Below are 17,116 nucleotides of genomic sequence, written 5' to 3' on the forward strand. Positions count from 1 at the left end.
ATGTGCCCGGCGACCGGCACGCCGATCACCATCGCGTGGCTGGCCATCGTCGCACACTTACGTCGCAGCGGCCGCCACCTGATCCCGACGAGCCACCGCTTTTCTAGCCACGCCCTTAACGACCACTAGCCCGAAGTTGCGACCGTCTGGATAGGTGATTCGGGCTTTGACGTGGGGTTTTGTTGGTTTTGGGTGTTTTAGGTCTGACTACGCCGCGATGGTGAGGGGGATGGTGGCCTTGATGAGGTCGAAGGCGCGGCGTTGGTCGTGGGTGGGTTCGGTGAGAGTCTCGATTTCGATGTTGGTGTCCTGGTAGCGGATTCGGTTGCGGGTCAAGGTGGCCAGGTGATCGAGCAGAGCGCGGAAGCTGCGCAGTGGAGTGGCGTCGGTGGTTTGGTGGCGAGATGCTTTGGTGTGCGCATGTGGTGAGCGTTGTGCGGGTGCGACGGGGTTGTCGCGGGTTGGTGTGGCCGTGACAGTCTGAATTGGCCCCAGGAGGGCGGCTTGAAGTGGCCCCACCTGTGAGGCGGCGGGGTGTCGGTGTGACGGTCTGATTTGGCCCCACCTTTGCGACACGCCGAGACGGTTATGACGGCTTGATTTGGCCCCACCTCAGCGTGGTCGGCATCCGGATGTTCCGGATCGTGGATCACGAAGGTGGAGGCTGGAAAGTGAGTGCGCGGGTGGAGCAGTTTGCGGCGATTCGCCGCGATCATCGGGTAGACGGGATGTCGATTCGGGCGCTGGCCGATAAGCACCACGTGCACCGACGCACGGTGCGCCAGGCGCTGGAGTCGGCGATCCCCCCGGAGCGCAAGGTGCCTGAGCGAATTGCGCCGCGGCTGGAGGCGTTCAAGGGCGCGATAGACGAGATGCTGCGCAGTGATCTAGATGCACCCAAAAAGCAACGCCACACCGCTCGACGCATCTTGGCCCGGCTCGTCGATGAGCATGGCGCGACCGACTTGTCGTATTCGACGGTGCGCGACTATGTCGGTAAGCGCCGCTCGCAGATCTTGGCCGAGGCGGGTAAGCCCCTGGAGTTGGGCTATGTGCCGCAGACCCATCCGCCGGCGGCTGAAGGGGAAGTGGACTTTCATGACCTGTGGGTGATCCTGGCCGGGGTGAAGACCAAGACCATGCTGTTCACCATGCGGTTGTCGTACTCGGCGCGCGCGGTGCACCGGGCGTTTTTGACCGAAGGGCAAGAGGCGTTTCTGGAAGGCCACGTGTATGGGTTTGAGCGCCTCGGTGGGGTGCCGGTGGATAAGGTGCGCTACGACAACCTCAACAGCGCGGTCAAGAAGGTGCTGTTCGGGCGCTCTCGGCAGGAGAATGAGCGTTGGATCGCGTTTCGCAGCCACTACGGTTTCGAAGCCTGGTACTGCCAGCCCGGCCATGAGGGCAGTCACGAAAAAGGCGGTGTGGAAGGCGAGGGCGGGCGGTTTCGCCGCAATCATTGCGTGCCCATGCCCGTGGTGGATTCCATCGACGAGCTCAACGCATTGCTTCAGGCCGCCGATGATGCCGATGACGCCCGCCGGGTGGGCAACCGCTCGACCAGTGTGGGCCAGGACTGGGCGTTCGAAAAGACGCTGTTACGCCCTTTGCCTGCTGAATCATTTGATACGGCATTGACTTTGACACCTCGAGTAGACCGTTATGCCCAAGTGGCGGTGCGCTGCAATCAGTATTCGGTGCCGGCGCGCTTCATCGGCCATCGGCTGCGAGTCAAACTGTCGGCCTCGGCGGTGGTCGTCTATCACCGCACCACGGTGGTGGCCCGCCACCAGCGCGCCGTCGGCAAGGGCGCCAAAGTCCTCGATTTGGATCACTATCTGGAGATCCTGTTGCGCAAGCCCGGCGCCCTGCCCGGCGCCACAGCACTGGCGCAGGCTCGCGCAGCCAAAGTGTTCACCGCCGAGCATGAGGCGTTTTGGGTCGCCGCCCGCAAAGCCCACGGTGATGCCAGGGGCACCCGGATGCTCGTCGAAGTGCTGCTGCTGCATCGCCATATGGATCGCCGAGACGTGCTGGCCGGCATCACCGCCGCGCTATCGGTCGGGTCCACCAGCCCTGATGTGGTTGCGCTGGAAGCGCGCAAGGCCACCGAGCGCCGCGGCGCGACGACTGACCCCGATGATGCCAACACCTGCGGTCGTGTCGTCGTGCTGGCCGAGCATCGCTCGGCGGCCGTGCCGGCCGATACCCGCCCGCTGCCCTCGGTGCAGCAGTATGACGTCCTGCTGGGGCGAGAAACCTCATGACCCGGCGGCACGCCGTCACCGAGCAGGCAGCCACCGCGGCGATCGAGCAAGGCTGTCGTATGCTGCGCCTGCCCACGATTCGCGACCGGTTTGCCGAAATCGCCGCCGCCGCCGAACGTGAGCAACTGTCCTACTTAGCATTTCTCTCCGAGCTGGTAATCGCCGAATGCGACGACCGCACCCGCCGACGGGCCGACCGCCGTGTGCGCGACGCCGGTTTTCCACGCCCAAAGCGGTTGGAAGAGTTCTCCTTTGACGACAATCCCGCCATCAACCCCGCCGTCATCGGGCAGCTGGCCACCTGCGCCTGGGTCAAGGCAGGAAACCCCTTGTGTTTGATCGGTGACTCCGGCACCGGCAAAACTCATTGTGAGTCTTGAGGGCGGACTCAATGGAGTCTCGGCGCCGCCGGTGGAAGGGTCGGTGTCGGTGACCGCGACTGACCCTAAAGACTCATTGGCCGCACCTCACGCGGGTAGTGCCCTTGCTTTGGATTTGTCGTCGCCGGTGACCGGCACCGGCCTGGCCCACCACGACTGGCCTGATCAGAAGCCTGGCCGACCCGATGCCGGGTCGTGCCTCATCACAGTCTTGCCGCACGGTGATCCCATCCAGGCCGGTGCCGACCTGATGCACCCCAATGATTGGAGAACACCGTGACACCCATGCTGACAGACAAGGTCGATTTCGTCATCGGCGTCGATACCCACCGCGACTCCCACACCGCGGCGATCGTCACCGCCGCCGGAGGATTGGTCGAGCGGCTGACGGTGGCGACCGACGCGTTCGGATTCCGTAAACTCGACACCTTCGCCGCCAAACATGCCACAGGTCGGCGAGTTTGGGCGATCGAGGGCACCGGCAGCTTCGGCGCTGGTCTGACCACACACTTGCTCGGACGCGGCGAATGGGTAGTCGAGATTGATCGCCCCGCACGCCCTGCCCGACGGGACGGCGCCAAATCTGATGACCTCGACGCCGTCCGCGCCGCACGCGAAGCATTGACGCGCGAGCACCTAGCAGCGCCCCGCGCTCGCGGCGACCGGGAAGCTATGCGAGTGCTACTCGCCGCGCGTGAGGGTGCAATCCTGGCCCGTACCAAAGCTATTGGGCAACTCAAGGCCATGATCGTCAACGCCCCCCAATCGCTGCGTGATCAACTACGACGCGGAACGACCGACGAACAACTCAACCGCTGCGCACGTGCTGCGTACCCTGCCGTCACACTCAGTCGAACACCGCGCCACCGTCCGCGCCATTCGCGCTACCGCCCGGCGTGCTCTCATGCTCGAAGCTGAAGCCGCAGAACACGAAACCGAGCTCGAACTCCTCGTCACTGCCGCCTGCCCCCAGCTGCTCGACCGACCCGGCATCGGCGTCATCACTGCTGCGCAGTTCTTGATCTCGTGGTCGCATCGCGACCGCATCCGCAGCGAGGCGGCCTTCGCGTCCCTGGCCGGCGCCGCACCCATCCCAGCCAGCAGCGGCGCCACCGTGCGCCACCGACTCAACCGCGCCGGTGACCGCCAACTCAACCGCGCACTGCACACTGTTGCACTGACGCGCTTGCGGTTCGAGCCTACGACAAAGGCCTACGCCGCCCGACGCACTGCAGAAGGCAAGACGCCCCGAGAGATCAAACGATGCCTCAAACGCGCTATCGCCCGCGAGGTCTACCGGATCATGCAGACCGACGCCGCATCAATCACCACCATCGAAACGGCGGCTTGACAGACATAGAAGCATCCTGCTCATCGCGCTGGGCACCCTGGCCGCCGAAGCCGGCCACCGCGTGCGCTACACCCTGGCCAGCAAGCTCGTCAACGAACTCGTCGAAGCCGCCGAAGACAAGCAGCTGACCAAACTGATCAACCATTACGGACGAGTCGACCTCATCCTGGTCGATGAACTGGGGTACCTACAGCTCGACCGGCGCGGCGCAGAACTGCTGTTCCAAGTTCTCACCGAACGAGAAGAACGCGCGGCCATCGCTATCGCCTCCAACGAGCCCTTCTCCTCCTGGACCAAGACATTCACCGACCCACGACTGTGCGCTGCCATCGTCGACAGACTGACGTTCGCCGGCCAGATCATCGAAACCGGCAGCGCCTCCTACCGACTCGCCCAAGCCCGCAAGACCCGCCCAGCAGGTGGGGCCAATTCAAACCGTCACGCCGGGGCCAGTTCAAGTTGACATTGCGATTGGTGGGTGTTCGTCGGTGCAGGTCGGCGGCGCCCAGGCTTTGCGTAAGTGCCAGGTCACATAGCAGGCCAGCAGGCAGATCAGTACGTGGGCTTTGACGCGCTCAGACAGCCGGTGGTGGATGGGGCGTAGGTCGAGGTCGTCGGTTTTGATGCTGCGGAAGTCGCGTTCGACATAGGCCAGGTTCTTATACCCGGTGACCACCGCGGGGGCGTCGAGGTCGGTGGCGGGCACCGAGGTGCGCAGGACGTAGATGCCGTCGAGGGCGGCTTCGGCGGTGATGGCTGCGTGGTCGCGTTCATAGGCGAAGCTGGCGTCTGTGATGGTGCGGTGAAAGTGCTTGCTTACCTTGTATTTGTTGACGATCTGCCCGACAGCTTCGCCGATCTTGCCGGCCCCGGCCAGGCTGCCGCGCTCGACCCGTTCGGCGATACGCGCTAGGGCGGTCTCGGTGGCGGCCAGCAGTTCGTTGCGTTTGCGGGCCCGTTCAGCGGCCAGGGCGGGGTTGCGGCAGGCGATCAGCCGTTCGTGTGGGTAGTCGGGGTGGGTGATCTCGGCCAGGTCGTGGGTATCGAACAGGCTCATCTGCAGCGGCCCGTCGTCGGCGGCCAGTTTGGCAATCGCTGGAGCGCGCAGCGCGGTGATCCACCCGAAATCGGTTCCGGTGTCGTTGAGTTCTTTGATCGCGGCGATGCGAGCGGCGGTGATCATGCCGCGATCGCCGACTAGCACCAGCCGATCCAGCCCGAAGCCGGTGCGGATGACCTCCACGATGTCGGTGAAGGCGACCGGATCGGCGGTATCACCGGCAAAGACCCGCACCGCCACCGGCCGGCCGGCAGGGTCGGTGAGCACCCCGTATTCGATTTGCGGTAAGCCCTTTTTGCGGTCGCGGGAATAGCCGCGCTTGGCCAGCTGGCAATGCCGGCCCGTCACCCACGATGAGGTCAGGTCAAACAATGCCATCCGTGACGGATTGGCTTCTGGACCAAGGTGTTTAGCGGCGAGCCTCTTTTCGATGCCGTCTTGGCGGTCGCTGAGCCAGTCCATCGCCGCATAGATCTCGTCGGTGGAAGCGCCGGCGATCTGCAGGTCTGCGCCCAGGGTGCAATCGGCCCAGCGCGACAGCGTCGAGAGCTTGGATGCCGGATGGATCACCCGCGAGACGATCAGCCCGTAGACCAGATCGCGGGACCGACACGGCGACCCCAGCAGCGCGGGCAGTCCCAGCTGGCGGGCCATCGCCGCGACCGCGGCCACATGCCCATGCGGCAACGCGCGTAGCACCGTCACCTCCTGACCAGCGGGCACCAGGCTGTGTCCCTTCAGCGTCGCCTCCAGCGCGGCGATCGCCGCCTCGGGCAACATCGACAAGTTGGCCACGGTCTCGTTGCGCACCTTGGGCCCGTCGCGGAAGGTGCGGCGCAACAGCACCGACTGATAGACGCGCTGTTTGCCCTACTTATCCACATGCGTCTTTTTAACTCTGACTACGTGAGCTTTGCCCTGGTTACGCGGCATACGAAGCATCATAGCCTGATTACGCCGATCAGATACGAATGACACGCACCTATTCGTGACTACATATCAGCACGAGACAGCAGCCTATAGCGCCAGCTCAGAACACTAATCTCCAGTCAGAACCCGTCGTAACTTCCGGCTAGCCTGGGTACGTGGGCGTCCTGAACGCTGGCCACAGATCGACTTGCCCGGCGACGAATACATCCCGGTGATGGCGATTCAGGCCGTGGACAAGGAAAGCGCCGTGGCGGCCATGGACACGGTACGAACCCTGCTGGCCGATACCGGCCGGATTTGCGCGCACACTGAAGGTACTCCCTCGCATAGCGACAGGTGTTGGCCGCAGCGCCGCGGCAGACCAACCCGGCCACGAGTGGGATAGCGCTCCGTGAGCGTGCTGAAAATCGGGATTTTGTCGAAAGTGAAGTAAATGGTTGCCGACCGCCTGATGCTGAGGAAGTCAGGTAGTACCGGCGAGCCGCTTGGAGGATGACTGTTATGCAGACAAGGCTCTGGGCGATGGTCGCGATCGTGCTTTCGCTGGCGGCGCCGGGCTGTGCGGCGAGCGGAAACCGTCCGCAGTCAACCACCACTCAGACGATGCCCGCGGCCGTGAAAACTGTCGAGGTCACTGACGGCTCCGGGCAGCAACTCACCCAGGAGGTGACGATGTCGGTCGGCGACGTGCTCAGAGTCATCTTGGGAGCGAATCACAGCACCCCTTTTTGGTGGAGCGCTGATTCGCGGATCGGCGATTCCACCGTCATTGAGCAGACGAATCACGAATATGTGGCAGGCGCTACGACCGGCGGACCCGGCAACGAGGTCTGGACATTCAAGGCTTTGACAGTTGGCACCACCACAATCGCCATCGACGAAACCAACAAGACCAGCCCGGGTACCGCACCTTTGCGCACGTTCACGGCGAAAGTCACAGTGCAGTAGGTCGGCCGTCGCCGCCGGCGCTCCGGCGTCCAATCGATGCTGTGAACCGAAAGCCGGCACACCTGCCTTGACCAACCCCCGCCTTCCAGGGCGCCCTTCCAGCGGCTACTAGCCTGGGTACGTGCCAGATCCCGCAACGTACCGCCCCGCGCCCGGGTCCATCCCGGTCGAGCCCGGCGTCTACCGGTTCCGGGACGCGCACGGGCGGGTGATCTACGTCGGCAAGGCAAAAAGTCTCCGCAGCCGGCTGACGTCGTACTTCGCCGACGTCGCCCATCTGCATCCGAGGACCCGGCAGATGGTGACCACCGCGGCCAAGGTCGAGTGGACCGTGGTCAACACCGAGGTCGAGGCGCTGCAGCTGGAGTACAACTGGATCAAGGAATTCGACCCCCGCTTCAACGTTCGCTATCGCGACGACAAGTCGTATCCGGCGCTGGCCGTCACCCTCAACGAGGAATTTCCCCGGCTGATGGTCTATCGCGGTCCGCGGCGCAAGGGGGTGCGTTATTTCGGACCGTACTCGCATGCATGGGCAATCCGCGAAACGCTGGACCTGCTCACCCGGGTGTTTCCCGCGCGAACCTGCTCGACCGGAGTGTTCAAGCGCCACAAGCAAATCGAGCGCCCATGCCTGCTCGGCTACATCGACAAGTGTTCGGCTCCCTGTGTCGGCAGGGTCAGCGCCGAGCAGCACCGCCAGATCGTCGAGGACTTCTGCGACTTCCTCTCCGGCCAGACCGACAGGTATGCCCGCGAGCTGGAACGGCACATGAGCGCCGCGGCCGAGCAGCTGGATTTCGAGCGAGCCGCCCGGCTTCGCGACGACCTGTCGGCGCTGAAGCGCGCCATGGAAAAACAGGCCGTGGTGCTCGGCGACGGTACCGACGCCGACGTGATGGCCTTCGCCGACGACGAACTCGAAGCCGCGGTGCAGGTGTTCCACGTCCGGGGCGGGCGGGTCCGTGGCCAGCGCGGCTGGATCGTCGAAAAGTCCGGAGACCCCGGGGATTCCGGTGAGGAGCAGTTGGTCGAACAGTTCCTCACCCAGTTCTATGGCGAGCAGGCCGAGTTGGGTAGCGCCGCAGACGAATCGGTCAACCCGGTTCCGCGTGAGGTGCTGGTGCCCTGTCTGCCGTCCAACTCCGAGGAGTTGTCCAGCTGGCTCTCGGGGCTGCGCGGCTCCCGGGTCACGCTGCGGGTGCCGCGCCGTGGCGACAAGCGGGCGCTGGCCGAGACCGTACAGCGCAATGCGAAAGAGGCGTTGCAGCAACACAAGCTGAAGCGAGCCGGTGACTTCAACGCCAGATCGGCTGCACTGCAGAATATTCAGGAAGCTCTCGGGCTGGCCGACGCGCCGCTGCGCATCGAGTGTGTCGACATCAGCCATGTGCAGGGCACCGACGTGGTGGGCTCGCTGGTGGTCTTCGAGGACGGCCTGCCGCGCAAGTCGGATTACCGCCACTTCGGGATCCGGGAGGCCGCCGGCCAGGGACGCTCCGACGACGTCGCCTCCATCGCGGAAGTGACCCGACGACGCTTCCTGCGCCACGTAAGTGATCAGAGCGATCCGAATCTGCTTAGCCCGGAAGGGAAGTCACGGCGGTTCGCTTACCCGCCCAACCTTTACGTCGTCGACGGCGGCGCACCGCAGGTCAATGCGGCCAAAGCCGTCCTCGATGAACTGGGTGTCAGCGACGTCGCGGTGATCGGCTTGGCCAAGCGGCTGGAAGAGGTGTGGGTGCCGTCGGAGCCGGACCCCGTCATCATGCCCCGCAACAGCGAGGGTCTTTATCTGCTGCAGCGGGTGCGCGACGAGGCGCACCGATTCGCCATCACTTACCATCGGAGCAAACGATCCAAGCGAATGACGGCATCGGCGCTCGATGGGGTGCCTGGATTGGGAGAACACCGTCGCAAGGCGCTGGTCACCCATTTCGGGTCGATCGCCCGCCTCAAGGAGGCCACCGTAGACCAGATCACCGCCGTTCCGGGTATCGGCGTAGCCACGGCTACGGCCGTCCTCGAGGCGCTGCGCCCTGACCGATCGGAAGCTTCGGAATGACCGGGCACAGCCATCCCGGCCCGTCAAGCCGGGAAAGCCCGGAAAACCATGCGTCGCCCGATATCGACGTGGTTCTGGTGACCGGGTTGTCCGGAGCCGGACGCGGCACGGCGGCCAAGGTGCTGGAGGACCTGGGCTGGTATGTCGCAGACAACCTGCCGCCCCAGCTGATCACCCGCATGGTCGACTTCGGGCTGGCAGCCGGTTCGCGGATCACTCAACTGGCCGTGGTGATGGACGTGCGGTCACGCGGATTCACCGGCGACCTGGACGAGGTGCGCAACGAATTGGCCACCCGCAACATCACCCCCCGGGTGGTGTTCATGGAGGCGTCGGACGACATGTTGGTGCGCCGCTACGAACAGAATCGGCGTAGCCACCCGCTGCAGGGCCAGCAGACGCTGGCCGAGGGCATCGCCGCCGAGCGAAAAATGCTGGCGCCGGTGCGCGCCAACGCGGACCTGATCATCGACACCTCGACCCTGTCGGTACGGGGCTTGCGGGAAAGCATCGAGCGCGCGTTCGGCAGCGACGGCGGCGCGACCACCAGCGTTACCGTCGAATCCTTCGGCTTCAAATACGGGCTGCCGATGGACGCCGACATGGTGATGGACGTGCGTTTCCTGCCCAACCCACACTGGGTGGACGAGCTGCGGCCACTCACCGGCCAACACCCCGCGGTGCGTGATTATGTGCTGGAGCAACCCGGCGCGGCCGAGTTCCTCGGGACTTACCATCGGCTGTTGTCGCTGGTCGTCGAGGGCTACCGGAGGGAGGGGAAGCGCTACATGACGGTTGCCGTCGGCTGCACCGGCGGCAAGCATCGCAGTGTGGCGATCGCCGAAGCGCTCATGCGGCTGCTCGGCTCCGATTCGCGACTATCGGTACGGGTGCTGCACCGGGATCTGGGTCGCGAATGAACACGCCAGGCAGCCCGCATTCAAGCCACAGCATCGTCGCTCTGGGCGGCGGACACGGGTTGTATGCGACCTTGTCGGCGGCGCGCCGGCTGACTCCGTACGTCACCGCGATCGTGACCGTCGCCGACGACGGTGGTTCCTCTGGCCGGCTGCGCAGCGAACTCGACGTGGTGCCACCCGGAGACTTGCGAATGGCGTTGGCGGCCTTGGCATCCGATAGCCCGCACGGGCGATTGTGGGCGACCATTCTGCAGCATCGATTCGGCGGCGACGGCGCCCTGGCCGGACATCCGATCGGCAACCTGATTCTTGCCGGTCTGTCGGAGGTGCTGGCCGATCCGGTTGCCGCGCTCGACGAACTCGGACGCGTCCTGGGCGTCAAGGGCAGGGTGTTGCCGATGTGCCCGATCGCGTTGCAGATCGAGGCTGACGTCTCCGGCCTAGAGTCCGACCCGCGAATGTTTCGCCTGATCCGCGGGCAGGTTGCGATCGCCACCACGCCGGGAAAGGTGCGGCGGGTGCGGTTGCTGCCCCCGGACCCGCCGGCGACCCGGCAGGCTGTCGACGCCATCATGGCAGCGGACCTGGTGGTCCTGGGGCCCGGCTCGTGGTTCACCAGCGTGATCCCGCATGTGCTGGTGCCCGGACTGCTCACGGCGCTGCAGACCACCACCGCGCAGCGGGCGCTGGTGCTGAACCTAGTGGCCGAGCCGGGGGAGACGGCGGGCTTTTCGGTGGAGCGTCACTTGCACGTGCTGGCCCAGCACGCTCCCGGGTTCACCGTGCACGACATCATCATCGACGCCGAACGGGTGCCGAGCGAACGCGAGCGCGACCAACTGCGCCGCACCGCGACGCTGCTACAGGCCGAGGTGCACTTCGCCGACGTTGCCAGACCTGGTACACCTTTACATGACCCGGGGAAGCTGGCGGCCGTCCTCGACGCGGTGCGGGCGCGGGACCGGGGCCCGGCGGCGACTCCGGTGACCACACAGGAGATACCGATCGAGGGTGGACGTCGACAGACCGGCGTGCACGGCGCTGGGCGGCAACGGACCGAGGGGTGACGACGCGTGGCGATGACGACCGAAGTCAAGGACGAGTTGAGTCGTCTGGTGGTCAAATCGGTCAGTGCGCGGCGAGCTGAGGTCACCTCCCTGCTGCGGTTCGCCGGCGGCTTGCACATCGTGGGCGGCCGCGTGGTCGTCGAAGCGGAGGTGGACCTGGGCAGCATCGCCCGGCGGCTGCGCAAGGACATCTTCGAACTGTATGGCTACAACGCGGTGGTGCACGTGTTGTCGGCCAGCGGTATTCGCAAAAACACCCGATACGTGCTGCGGGTGGCCAACGACGGCGAGGCGCTGGCTCGCCAGACCGGGTTGCTGGATGTGCGCGGGCGCCCGGTGCGCGGCCTGCCGGCGCAGGTGGTCGGGGGCAGTGTCGCCGACGCCGAAGCCGCTTGGCGCGGAGCCTTTTTGGCACACGGATCGCTGACCGAGCCAGGACGCTCGTCGGCGCTGGAGGTGAGCTGTCCCGGCCCGGAGGCCGCGCTCGCGCTGGTAGGTGCGGCACGTCGGCTCGGGGTCAGCGCGAAGGCCCGCGAGGTGCGCGGCGCCGACCGGGTGGTGGTGCGCGACGGCGAGGCGATCGGTGCATTGCTGACCCGAATGGGAGCGCAGGACACCCGGCTGGTGTGGGAGGAGCGCCGGATGCGTCGCGAAGTGCGCGCGACGGCCAACCGGCTGGCCAACTTCGACGATGCCAATCTGCGCCGCTCGGCCCGGGCGGCGGTCGCAGCGGCGGCGCGGGTGGAGCGTGCGCTGGAGATCCTCGGCGACACCGTGCCCGACCATCTGGCCGCGGCCGGCAAACTGCGGGTCCAGCATCGGCAGGCGTCGCTGGAGGAGCTGGGCCGCCTCGCCGAGCCACCGATGACCAAAGATGCTGTGGCAGGCCGGATCCGGCGATTGCTGTCGATGGCCGACCGCAAGGCGAAGGTTGACGGGATTCCGGATACCGAGTCGGCAGTGACGCCGGATTTGCTCGAGGACGCCTGACCGGCCGGCCGGCGCGATGTGAGATTTTCGTGAGAGCTGGCCCCGCCCGCTAGCTGCGGGCTATGGTCGCGGAATGAAGCGGCTCTCGAGTGTTGATGCGGCGTTTTGGTCTGCGGAAACCGCAGGCTGGCACATGCATGTGGGTGCCCTGGCGATCTGCGATCCCAGTGACGCGCCCGACTACAGCTTTCAGCGGCTCCGCGAACTGCTCGTCGAGCGATTGCCGGAGCTGCCGCAATTGCGGTGGAAGGTCACCGGCGCCCCGCTGGGCCTGGACCGGCCCTGGTTCGTCGAGGACGAGGACCTCGACATCGACTTCCACGTCCGTCGTATCGGCGTTCCCGCTCCAGGTGGGCGGCGAGAACTCGAGGAGCTCGTCGGCCGGCTCATGTCCTACAAACTGGACCGCTCCCGGCCGCTGTGGGAACTGTGGGTCATCGAGGGTGTCGAGGGCGGCCGGATCGCGACGCTGACCAAGATGCACCACGCCATCGTCGACGGCGTCTCCGGGGCAGGTCTGGGCGAAATCCTCTTGGACGTCACACCGGAACCACGGGCGCCGCAACAGGAAACGGTTGGGTTCGTGGGATTCCAGGTTCCCGGGCTGGAGCGGCGTGCAGTCAGCGCGCTGATCAACGTCGGCATCATGACGCCGTTCCGCATCGCCAGGCTGGTCGAGCAGACCGTGCGCCAGCAGATCGCGGCTTTGGGTGTGCGCACCAAGCCACCGCGCTACTTCGACGCCCCCAAGACCCGGTTCAACGCGTCGGTGTCGCCGCACCGGCGCATTACCGGCGCGCGGGTCGAACTGGCCCGGGCCAAAGCCGTCAAGGACACTTTCGGTGTCAAGCTCAACGACGTCGTCCTCGCGCTGGTGGCGGGGGCGGCCCGGGAATACCTGCAAAAGCATGACGAATTGCCCACCAAGCCGCTGATCGCGCAGATCCCCGTCTCCACCCGCACCGACGAGACGAAATCCGATGTGGGCAACCAGATCAGCTCGATGACGGCCTCGCTGGCAACCCATATCGAGGACCCCGCCGAGCGGCTCAAGTCGATCCACGAAAGTACCCAGAGCGCCAAGGAAATGGCCAAGGCGCTCTCGGCGCATCAGATCATGGGTCTGACCGAGACCACACCACCGGGGCTGCTGCAGCTGGCCGCCCGCGCATATACGGTCACAGGTCTGTCGCACAACCTGGCGCCGATCAACCTGGTCGTCTCCAACGTCCCCGGTCCGCAGTTCCCGCTGTACATGGCCGGCGCCAAACTGGATTCGCTGGTTCCGTTGGGGCCACCGGTGATGGACGTCGCCCTCAACGTCACCTGCTTCTCCTACATGGAGTACCTGGACTTCGGATTTGTGACGACACCGGAAGTGGCCAACGACATCGACCAGATGGCCGACGCCATCCAACCCGCGCTGACCGAACTCGAGCACGCCGCGGGCTTGCGATGACGGTGTTGTCGCCTCGTTAGCCGTAGGGCGACAGCGGCTGGTCAGTCGTGGGTGGCCGTCCTTCGCAACTGGGATGCGGCCGCGAGGCGATGTACCCGGAGTCTGCCCGGCGGTGTACGGGTCGGGTAGCTCGGTGACCGTCGATGAGCGGCAATCAGGCGTCGAGCCAGAAGATCTGACAGTGACTTCCAGGATGCTTCCCGAGCCGATGGTTGGCTCGGTCATCTTGCGGGTTGCCTGTTCGGCGTTCGGATGCTTCCGCGACGCCACAATGCGTCTGATCTTCAATATGCTCGAGCACTGCCTGTGACTCGCTGGCGCCCGCTCTTTCGCTCGAACCTGTTGCGGTGGAAGGGGTTCGGGAGAACCTGCCGGGTCGACTGTGATGCCGCCATATCGAGTTTGCGATGACGGCTTTGAGTGTGCGTAGAGGGTTTTGAGTGTGCGCAGAGGTATTTGAGTGTGCGCAGAGGGTGGGAATTTCGCGCTGGGACCGCCCTGGCGGCACACTCGGCGCCAGGAGCGCACACTCGGCGCCATGAACGCACACTCGGCGCCAGGAGCGCACACTCGGCGCCATGAACGCACAGTCGGCGCCAGGAGCGCACACTCGGCGCCAGGAGCGCACACTCGGCGCCAGGAGCGCACACTCGGCGCCAGGAGCGCACACTCGGCGCCCCCGGATTTCATCTCCCGCACCGCAGCCCCCGAACCTTAGCGCCGACGAAATTCGGTGCCCACGTTGGCTAAATGTCGGACCCCCGCAACTACCGCACGCCTGGCCCGTTCGTCACATAGACCCAGGACAGGAACCGGGCTACCGCCTCGGCCGCCTGATGTGCGCGCGGGGAACCGAAGATGTCGAAAGCGTGTTGAGCATTGGGCAATTCGGCGTAAGCGACCGGGGACTTCGAGACTCCGCGCAATTCGTCGACGAATTCCCGGGCTTCCACGACCGGGATGAGGGAGTCGTCGGTGCCGTGCAGCACAAAGAAAGGCGGCGCGTCGGCGCGCACGTGATGAATCGGCGAGGCATCGACGAATATTTGCCGATGCTCGCTGAATTTGCGCTTCACCACAAATCTTTCGAGCAGCCCGATGAATTCGGGTCGCCCGGCTGCGTCGGTGGAATACCAGTCGTAGCGCCCGTAGAAGGGAACCGCTGCGACCACCGAGGTGTCGGCATGTTCGAAACCGGGCTGGAACCGGGGTTCATTGGGCGTCAGTGCCGCCAGGGCCGACAGGTGTCCGCCGGCCGAACCTCCGCTGATCGCAACGAAGTCCGGATCGCCGCCGTAGGCCGCGATATTCTCCTTGACCCACGCCAGCGCACGTTTCACGTCGACGATGTGCGCCGGCCAGGTATGCAGCGGAGAGACCCGGTAGTTCAACGACACGCAGACCCAGCCCCGCGAAACCAGATGGGCCATCAAGGGATACGCCTGCGGCCGGCGCCAGCCCATCACCCACGCGCCGCCGGGCACCTGCACCAGCACCGGCGCCTTGCCGTCACGGGGCAGGTCGCGGCGGCGCCAGATGTCGGCCAGGTTGGCGCGCCGATGCGGGCCGTACGCCACGATGTTGGTCTTCTCGACATAACGCCGGCGCGCCACGGTGGTACGCAGTGGCAGGTTACGCCGGCCCCGGCGCGTCGGCTCGGTCGGCAGCGCGGCGAGTTCGCCGGCGTAGTCGGGTCCGAGCCCTTCGCTCAGCCCCGCTTCCAGCACCGGGCCCGGAGTCGTGATGCCGCGATAGCGGATCACCCCCAAGATGGCCCACGCCGCAACGGTCAACGCCAACGCCGTCTTTCCCTTCGGCCCGGCGAAATCGCCGCGGCGGCCGCGGCGTACCGCGTCGAGCACCGAGACGCTCAGATACATTCCCGGCACCTCCGATGCCGGCCAGCCGAACCAGAACACCAGGGCCGAGGCGTAGGGGTGGCGGGTGATCGGCTGTAATCCGTTGGCGGCGTTGACCAGTTCGACGGCTCCGCGGGTCAGCGGCCGGGGACGGCGCGCCAGCCTCAGCAGTCGCTCCCCTCTCACGAGCCGCGCACCTTGGACTGCAGTTCGGCGCGCAGGATTTTGCCGGTGCTGCCGCGCGGCAGCTCGTCGAGAACCGTGATTTCACGCGGCACCTTGTAGTTGGCCAGGTTGTCGCGCACATGCTGTTTGAGGGCCTCGGGGGCCGCGCCCCTATCGAGATGAGCGTCGGGCGCCAGCACCACGAACGCCGCGAGCCGCTGGCCGTACTGCTCGTCGTCCACGCCGATCACCGCGGCTTCGGCCACCTCGGGATGGGCGGCCAGCGTTTTCTCCACCTCGATCGGGTAGACGTTCTCGCCGCCGGAGACGATCATCTCGTCGTCGCGGCCGACCACGAACAGCCGTCCGTTCTGATCGAGGTAGCCGACGTCGCCGGAGGACATGAACCCGGCATGGAAGTCCTTCGTGGTGCCGGAGGTGTAGCCGTCGAATTGGCTCTCGTTGCGGACATAGATGCTGCCGACCTCGCCGACCGGCAGCTCGTTGAATTCCGGGTCCAGGATGCGGATTTCGGTGCCCTCAGCGGGTTTGCCCGCGGTGTCGGGGGCGGCGCGCAAGTCGGCGGGCGTCGCGGTCGCGATCATGCCGGCCTCGGTGGCGTTGTAGTTGTTGTAGATCACGTCACCGAACTGGTTCATGAAGGCGATGACGACATCGGGGCGCATCCGTGAGCCCGACGCCGCGGCGAAGCGTAACGACCGGCCGCTGTAGCGACGACGCACCTCGGCGGGCAGCTCCATGATCCGGTCGAACATCACCGGCACCACCGCCAGACCCGTTGCCTGGTGGCGGTCGACGAGGTCCAGCGTGGCCTCCGCATCGAACTTGCGCCGGGTGATGATCGTGCACGCCAGGGACGCGGCCAGCACCAGCTGCGAGAAACCCCAGGCGTGGAACATCGGCGCCACGATCACGATGGGTTCCTCGGCGCGCCACGGCGTGCGGTCCAGGACCGCCTTCAGCGTGCGGACTCCGCCACTTCCACCGGAATGCGTTGCGCCCTTGGGTGTTCCGGTGGTGCCAGACGTCAGCAGGATCAACTTGCCTTTGGTGCCGGGACGCCGAGGCTGCTTCCCGGAATGCGCGGCGATGAGTTTTTCGACGGTCAGCTCGTGCTGGTTGTCGGTCCATGCCACGATGCGAGTGGCTTCCGGCTTGTCCGCGAAGGCGCGATCCACCGTCGCGGTGAACTCTTCGTCGTAAATCACGGTGTCGACGTTCTCCCGGCTCACCACGTCGGCCAGCGCGGGACCGGCGAACGACGTGTTGAGCAGCAAGGTGTGGGCGCCGATCCGGTTGGTCGCTATCAGAGCCTCGACGAACCCGCGATGGTTGCGGCACATGATGCCGACGACTTTCGGGGGACCGGCCGGCAAGTCCTGCAGCGCGGCGGCCAGGGCGCTGCTGCGCTCGTCGAGCTGCCGCCAGGTGAGCGTGCCGAGTTCGTCGATCAGCCCCGGGCGGTCCGGGCAGCGCTGCGCCGCACCGGCGAAACCCGCGGTGAATCCCATCCCTTCGCGACGCATCGCGGCAGCAATCTTGAGGTAACGGTCAGGCCGCATCGGCGCGATCAGCCCGGCACGCCCCATCGTCGTGATCAGACCGAGAGCCTCGTTGACGCGAGATGCCATGGC

The 17,116-nt window shown here is 65.8% G+C and carries 11 protein-coding genes and 6 pseudogenes; 13 read left to right on the top strand and 4 right to left on the bottom strand.

Going from position 1 to position 17,116, the window contains the following annotated elements; translation table 11 throughout:
• Positions 1-207 precede the first annotated feature (207 nt).
• Positions 208-465, bottom strand: a pseudogene (locus MKAN_RS33145) (IS1634 family transposase); the annotation flags it as partial.
• A gap of 206 nt (positions 466-671) precedes the next feature.
• Here MKAN_RS33145 and istA point away from each other — a divergent pair.
• The 5 genes and pseudogenes from istA to MKAN_RS25590 all read left to right on the top strand — a co-directional run.
• Positions 672-2,267, top strand: coding sequence for an IS21 family transposase (gene istA / locus MKAN_RS25575; RefSeq protein ID WP_036392203.1), 1,596 nt, complete (start codon positions 672-674; stop codon positions 2,265-2,267).
• A pseudogene (locus tag MKAN_RS25580) lies at positions 2,264-2,635 on the top strand (ATP-binding protein); the annotation flags it as partial. The gene istA and the pseudogene MKAN_RS25580, both read left to right, overlap by 4 nt.
• A 297-nt stretch (positions 2,636-2,932) precedes the next feature.
• A complete protein-coding gene (locus MKAN_RS32305; RefSeq protein WP_103798082.1) occupies positions 2,933-3,565 on the top strand; it encodes an IS110 family transposase in 633 nt (210 codons plus the stop codon).
• The gene (locus MKAN_RS32310) at positions 3,552-3,998 is read left to right on the top strand and encodes an IS110 family transposase (protein WP_225722810.1); all 447 of its coding nucleotides are present in this window, start codon (positions 3,552-3,554) and stop codon (positions 3,996-3,998) included. Before MKAN_RS32305 ends, MKAN_RS32310 begins: the two co-directional genes overlap by 14 nt.
• A gap of 7 nt (positions 3,999-4,005) precedes the next feature.
• A pseudogene (locus MKAN_RS25590) lies at positions 4,006-4,461 on the top strand (ATP-binding protein); the annotation flags it as partial.
• A gap of 9 nt (positions 4,462-4,470) precedes the next feature.
• On the opposite strand, the pseudogene MKAN_RS25595 reads toward MKAN_RS25590, so the two are convergent.
• A pseudogene (locus tag MKAN_RS25595) lies at positions 4,471-5,904 on the bottom strand (IS1634 family transposase); the annotation flags it as partial.
• Positions 5,905-6,157: 253 nt separating this feature from the next.
• On the opposite strand from MKAN_RS25595, the pseudogene MKAN_RS30830 reads away from it, so the two are divergent.
• From MKAN_RS30830 to MKAN_RS30835, 8 genes and pseudogenes are all read left to right on the top strand, one after another.
• Positions 6,158-6,300 (top strand): annotated as a pseudogene (locus MKAN_RS30830) (PH domain-containing protein); the annotation flags it as partial.
• Positions 6,301-6,489: 189 nt separating this feature from the next.
• A complete protein-coding gene (locus MKAN_RS25600; RefSeq protein ID WP_023373197.1) occupies positions 6,490-6,936 on the top strand; it encodes a protease inhibitor I42 family protein in 447 nt (148 codons plus the stop codon).
• 121 nt (positions 6,937-7,057) lie between these two features.
• Positions 7,058-9,001, top strand: a complete 1,944-nt coding sequence (gene uvrC, locus MKAN_RS25605; protein WP_023373199.1) for an excinuclease ABC subunit UvrC — start codon at positions 7,058-7,060, stop codon at positions 8,999-9,001.
• Positions 8,998-9,921 carry an RNase adapter RapZ gene (gene rapZ, locus MKAN_RS25610; RefSeq protein ID WP_023373201.1) on the top strand — a complete coding sequence of 308 codons (924 nt, stop codon included), beginning with the start codon at positions 8,998-9,000 and terminating at the stop codon, positions 9,919-9,921. The genes uvrC and rapZ overlap by 4 nt, the downstream gene beginning before the upstream one ends.
• A pseudogene (locus MKAN_RS25615) lies at positions 9,918-11,004 on the top strand (YvcK family protein). The gene rapZ and the pseudogene MKAN_RS25615 overlap by 4 nt, the downstream one beginning before the upstream one ends.
• Positions 11,001-11,978, top strand: a complete 978-nt coding sequence (gene whiA, locus MKAN_RS25620) for a DNA-binding protein WhiA (protein WP_099318757.1) — start codon at positions 11,001-11,003, stop codon at positions 11,976-11,978. Before MKAN_RS25615 ends, whiA begins: the two are co-directional and overlap by 4 nt.
• A gap of 73 nt (positions 11,979-12,051) precedes the next feature.
• On the top strand, positions 12,052-13,437 hold the full coding sequence (locus MKAN_RS25625; protein ID WP_023373207.1) for a WS/DGAT/MGAT family O-acyltransferase: 1,386 nt from the start codon (positions 12,052-12,054) through the stop codon (positions 13,435-13,437).
• Between the two features lie 133 nt (positions 13,438-13,570).
• A complete protein-coding gene (locus MKAN_RS30835; protein WP_155254715.1) occupies positions 13,571-13,747 on the top strand; it encodes a hypothetical protein in 177 nt (58 codons plus the stop codon).
• A 457-nt stretch (positions 13,748-14,204) separates the two neighbouring features.
• On the opposite strand, the gene MKAN_RS25630 is transcribed toward MKAN_RS30835, so the two are convergent.
• Both MKAN_RS25630 and fadD12 read right to left on the bottom strand, forming a co-directional pair.
• On the bottom strand, positions 14,205-15,482 hold the full coding sequence (locus tag MKAN_RS25630) for an alpha/beta hydrolase (RefSeq protein ID WP_023373211.1): 1,278 nt from the start codon (positions 15,480-15,482) through the stop codon (positions 14,205-14,207).
• A complete protein-coding gene (gene fadD12 / locus MKAN_RS25635; RefSeq protein ID WP_023373213.1) occupies positions 15,479-17,113 on the bottom strand; it encodes an acyl-CoA ligase FadD12 in 1,635 nt (544 codons plus the stop codon). The genes MKAN_RS25630 and fadD12 overlap by 4 nt, the downstream gene beginning before the upstream one ends.
• Positions 17,114-17,116: the final 3 nt, after the last annotated feature.

Origin of the sequence: Mycobacterium kansasii ATCC 12478 (assembly GCF_000157895.3) — a bacterium.
GTDB classification, from domain to species: domain Bacteria; phylum Actinomycetota; class Actinomycetes; order Mycobacteriales; family Mycobacteriaceae; genus Mycobacterium; species Mycobacterium kansasii.

Bases quoted from the DNA above. Each gene is read 5' to 3' on its own strand.
- rapZ (WP_023373201.1), top strand. From the start codon at position 8,998: ATGACCGGGCACAGCCATCCCGGCCCGTCAAGCCGGGAAAGCCCGGAA.
- whiA (WP_099318757.1), top strand. From the start codon at position 11,001: ATGACGACCGAAGTCAAGGACGAGTTGAGTCGTCTGGTGGTCAAATCG.
- MKAN_RS25625 (WP_023373207.1), top strand. From the start codon at position 12,052: ATGAAGCGGCTCTCGAGTGTTGATGCGGCGTTTTGGTCTGCGGAAACC.
- fadD12 (WP_023373213.1), bottom strand. From the start codon at position 17,113: ATGGCATCTCGCGTCAACGAGGCTCTCGGTCTGATCACGACGATGGGG.
- MKAN_RS25600 (WP_023373197.1), top strand. From the start codon at position 6,490: ATGCAGACAAGGCTCTGGGCGATGGTCGCGATCGTGCTTTCGCTGGCG.
- MKAN_RS32305 (WP_103798082.1), top strand. From the start codon at position 2,933: ATGCTGACAGACAAGGTCGATTTCGTCATCGGCGTCGATACCCACCGC.
- MKAN_RS32310 (WP_225722810.1), top strand. From the start codon at position 3,552: ATGCTCGAAGCTGAAGCCGCAGAACACGAAACCGAGCTCGAACTCCTC.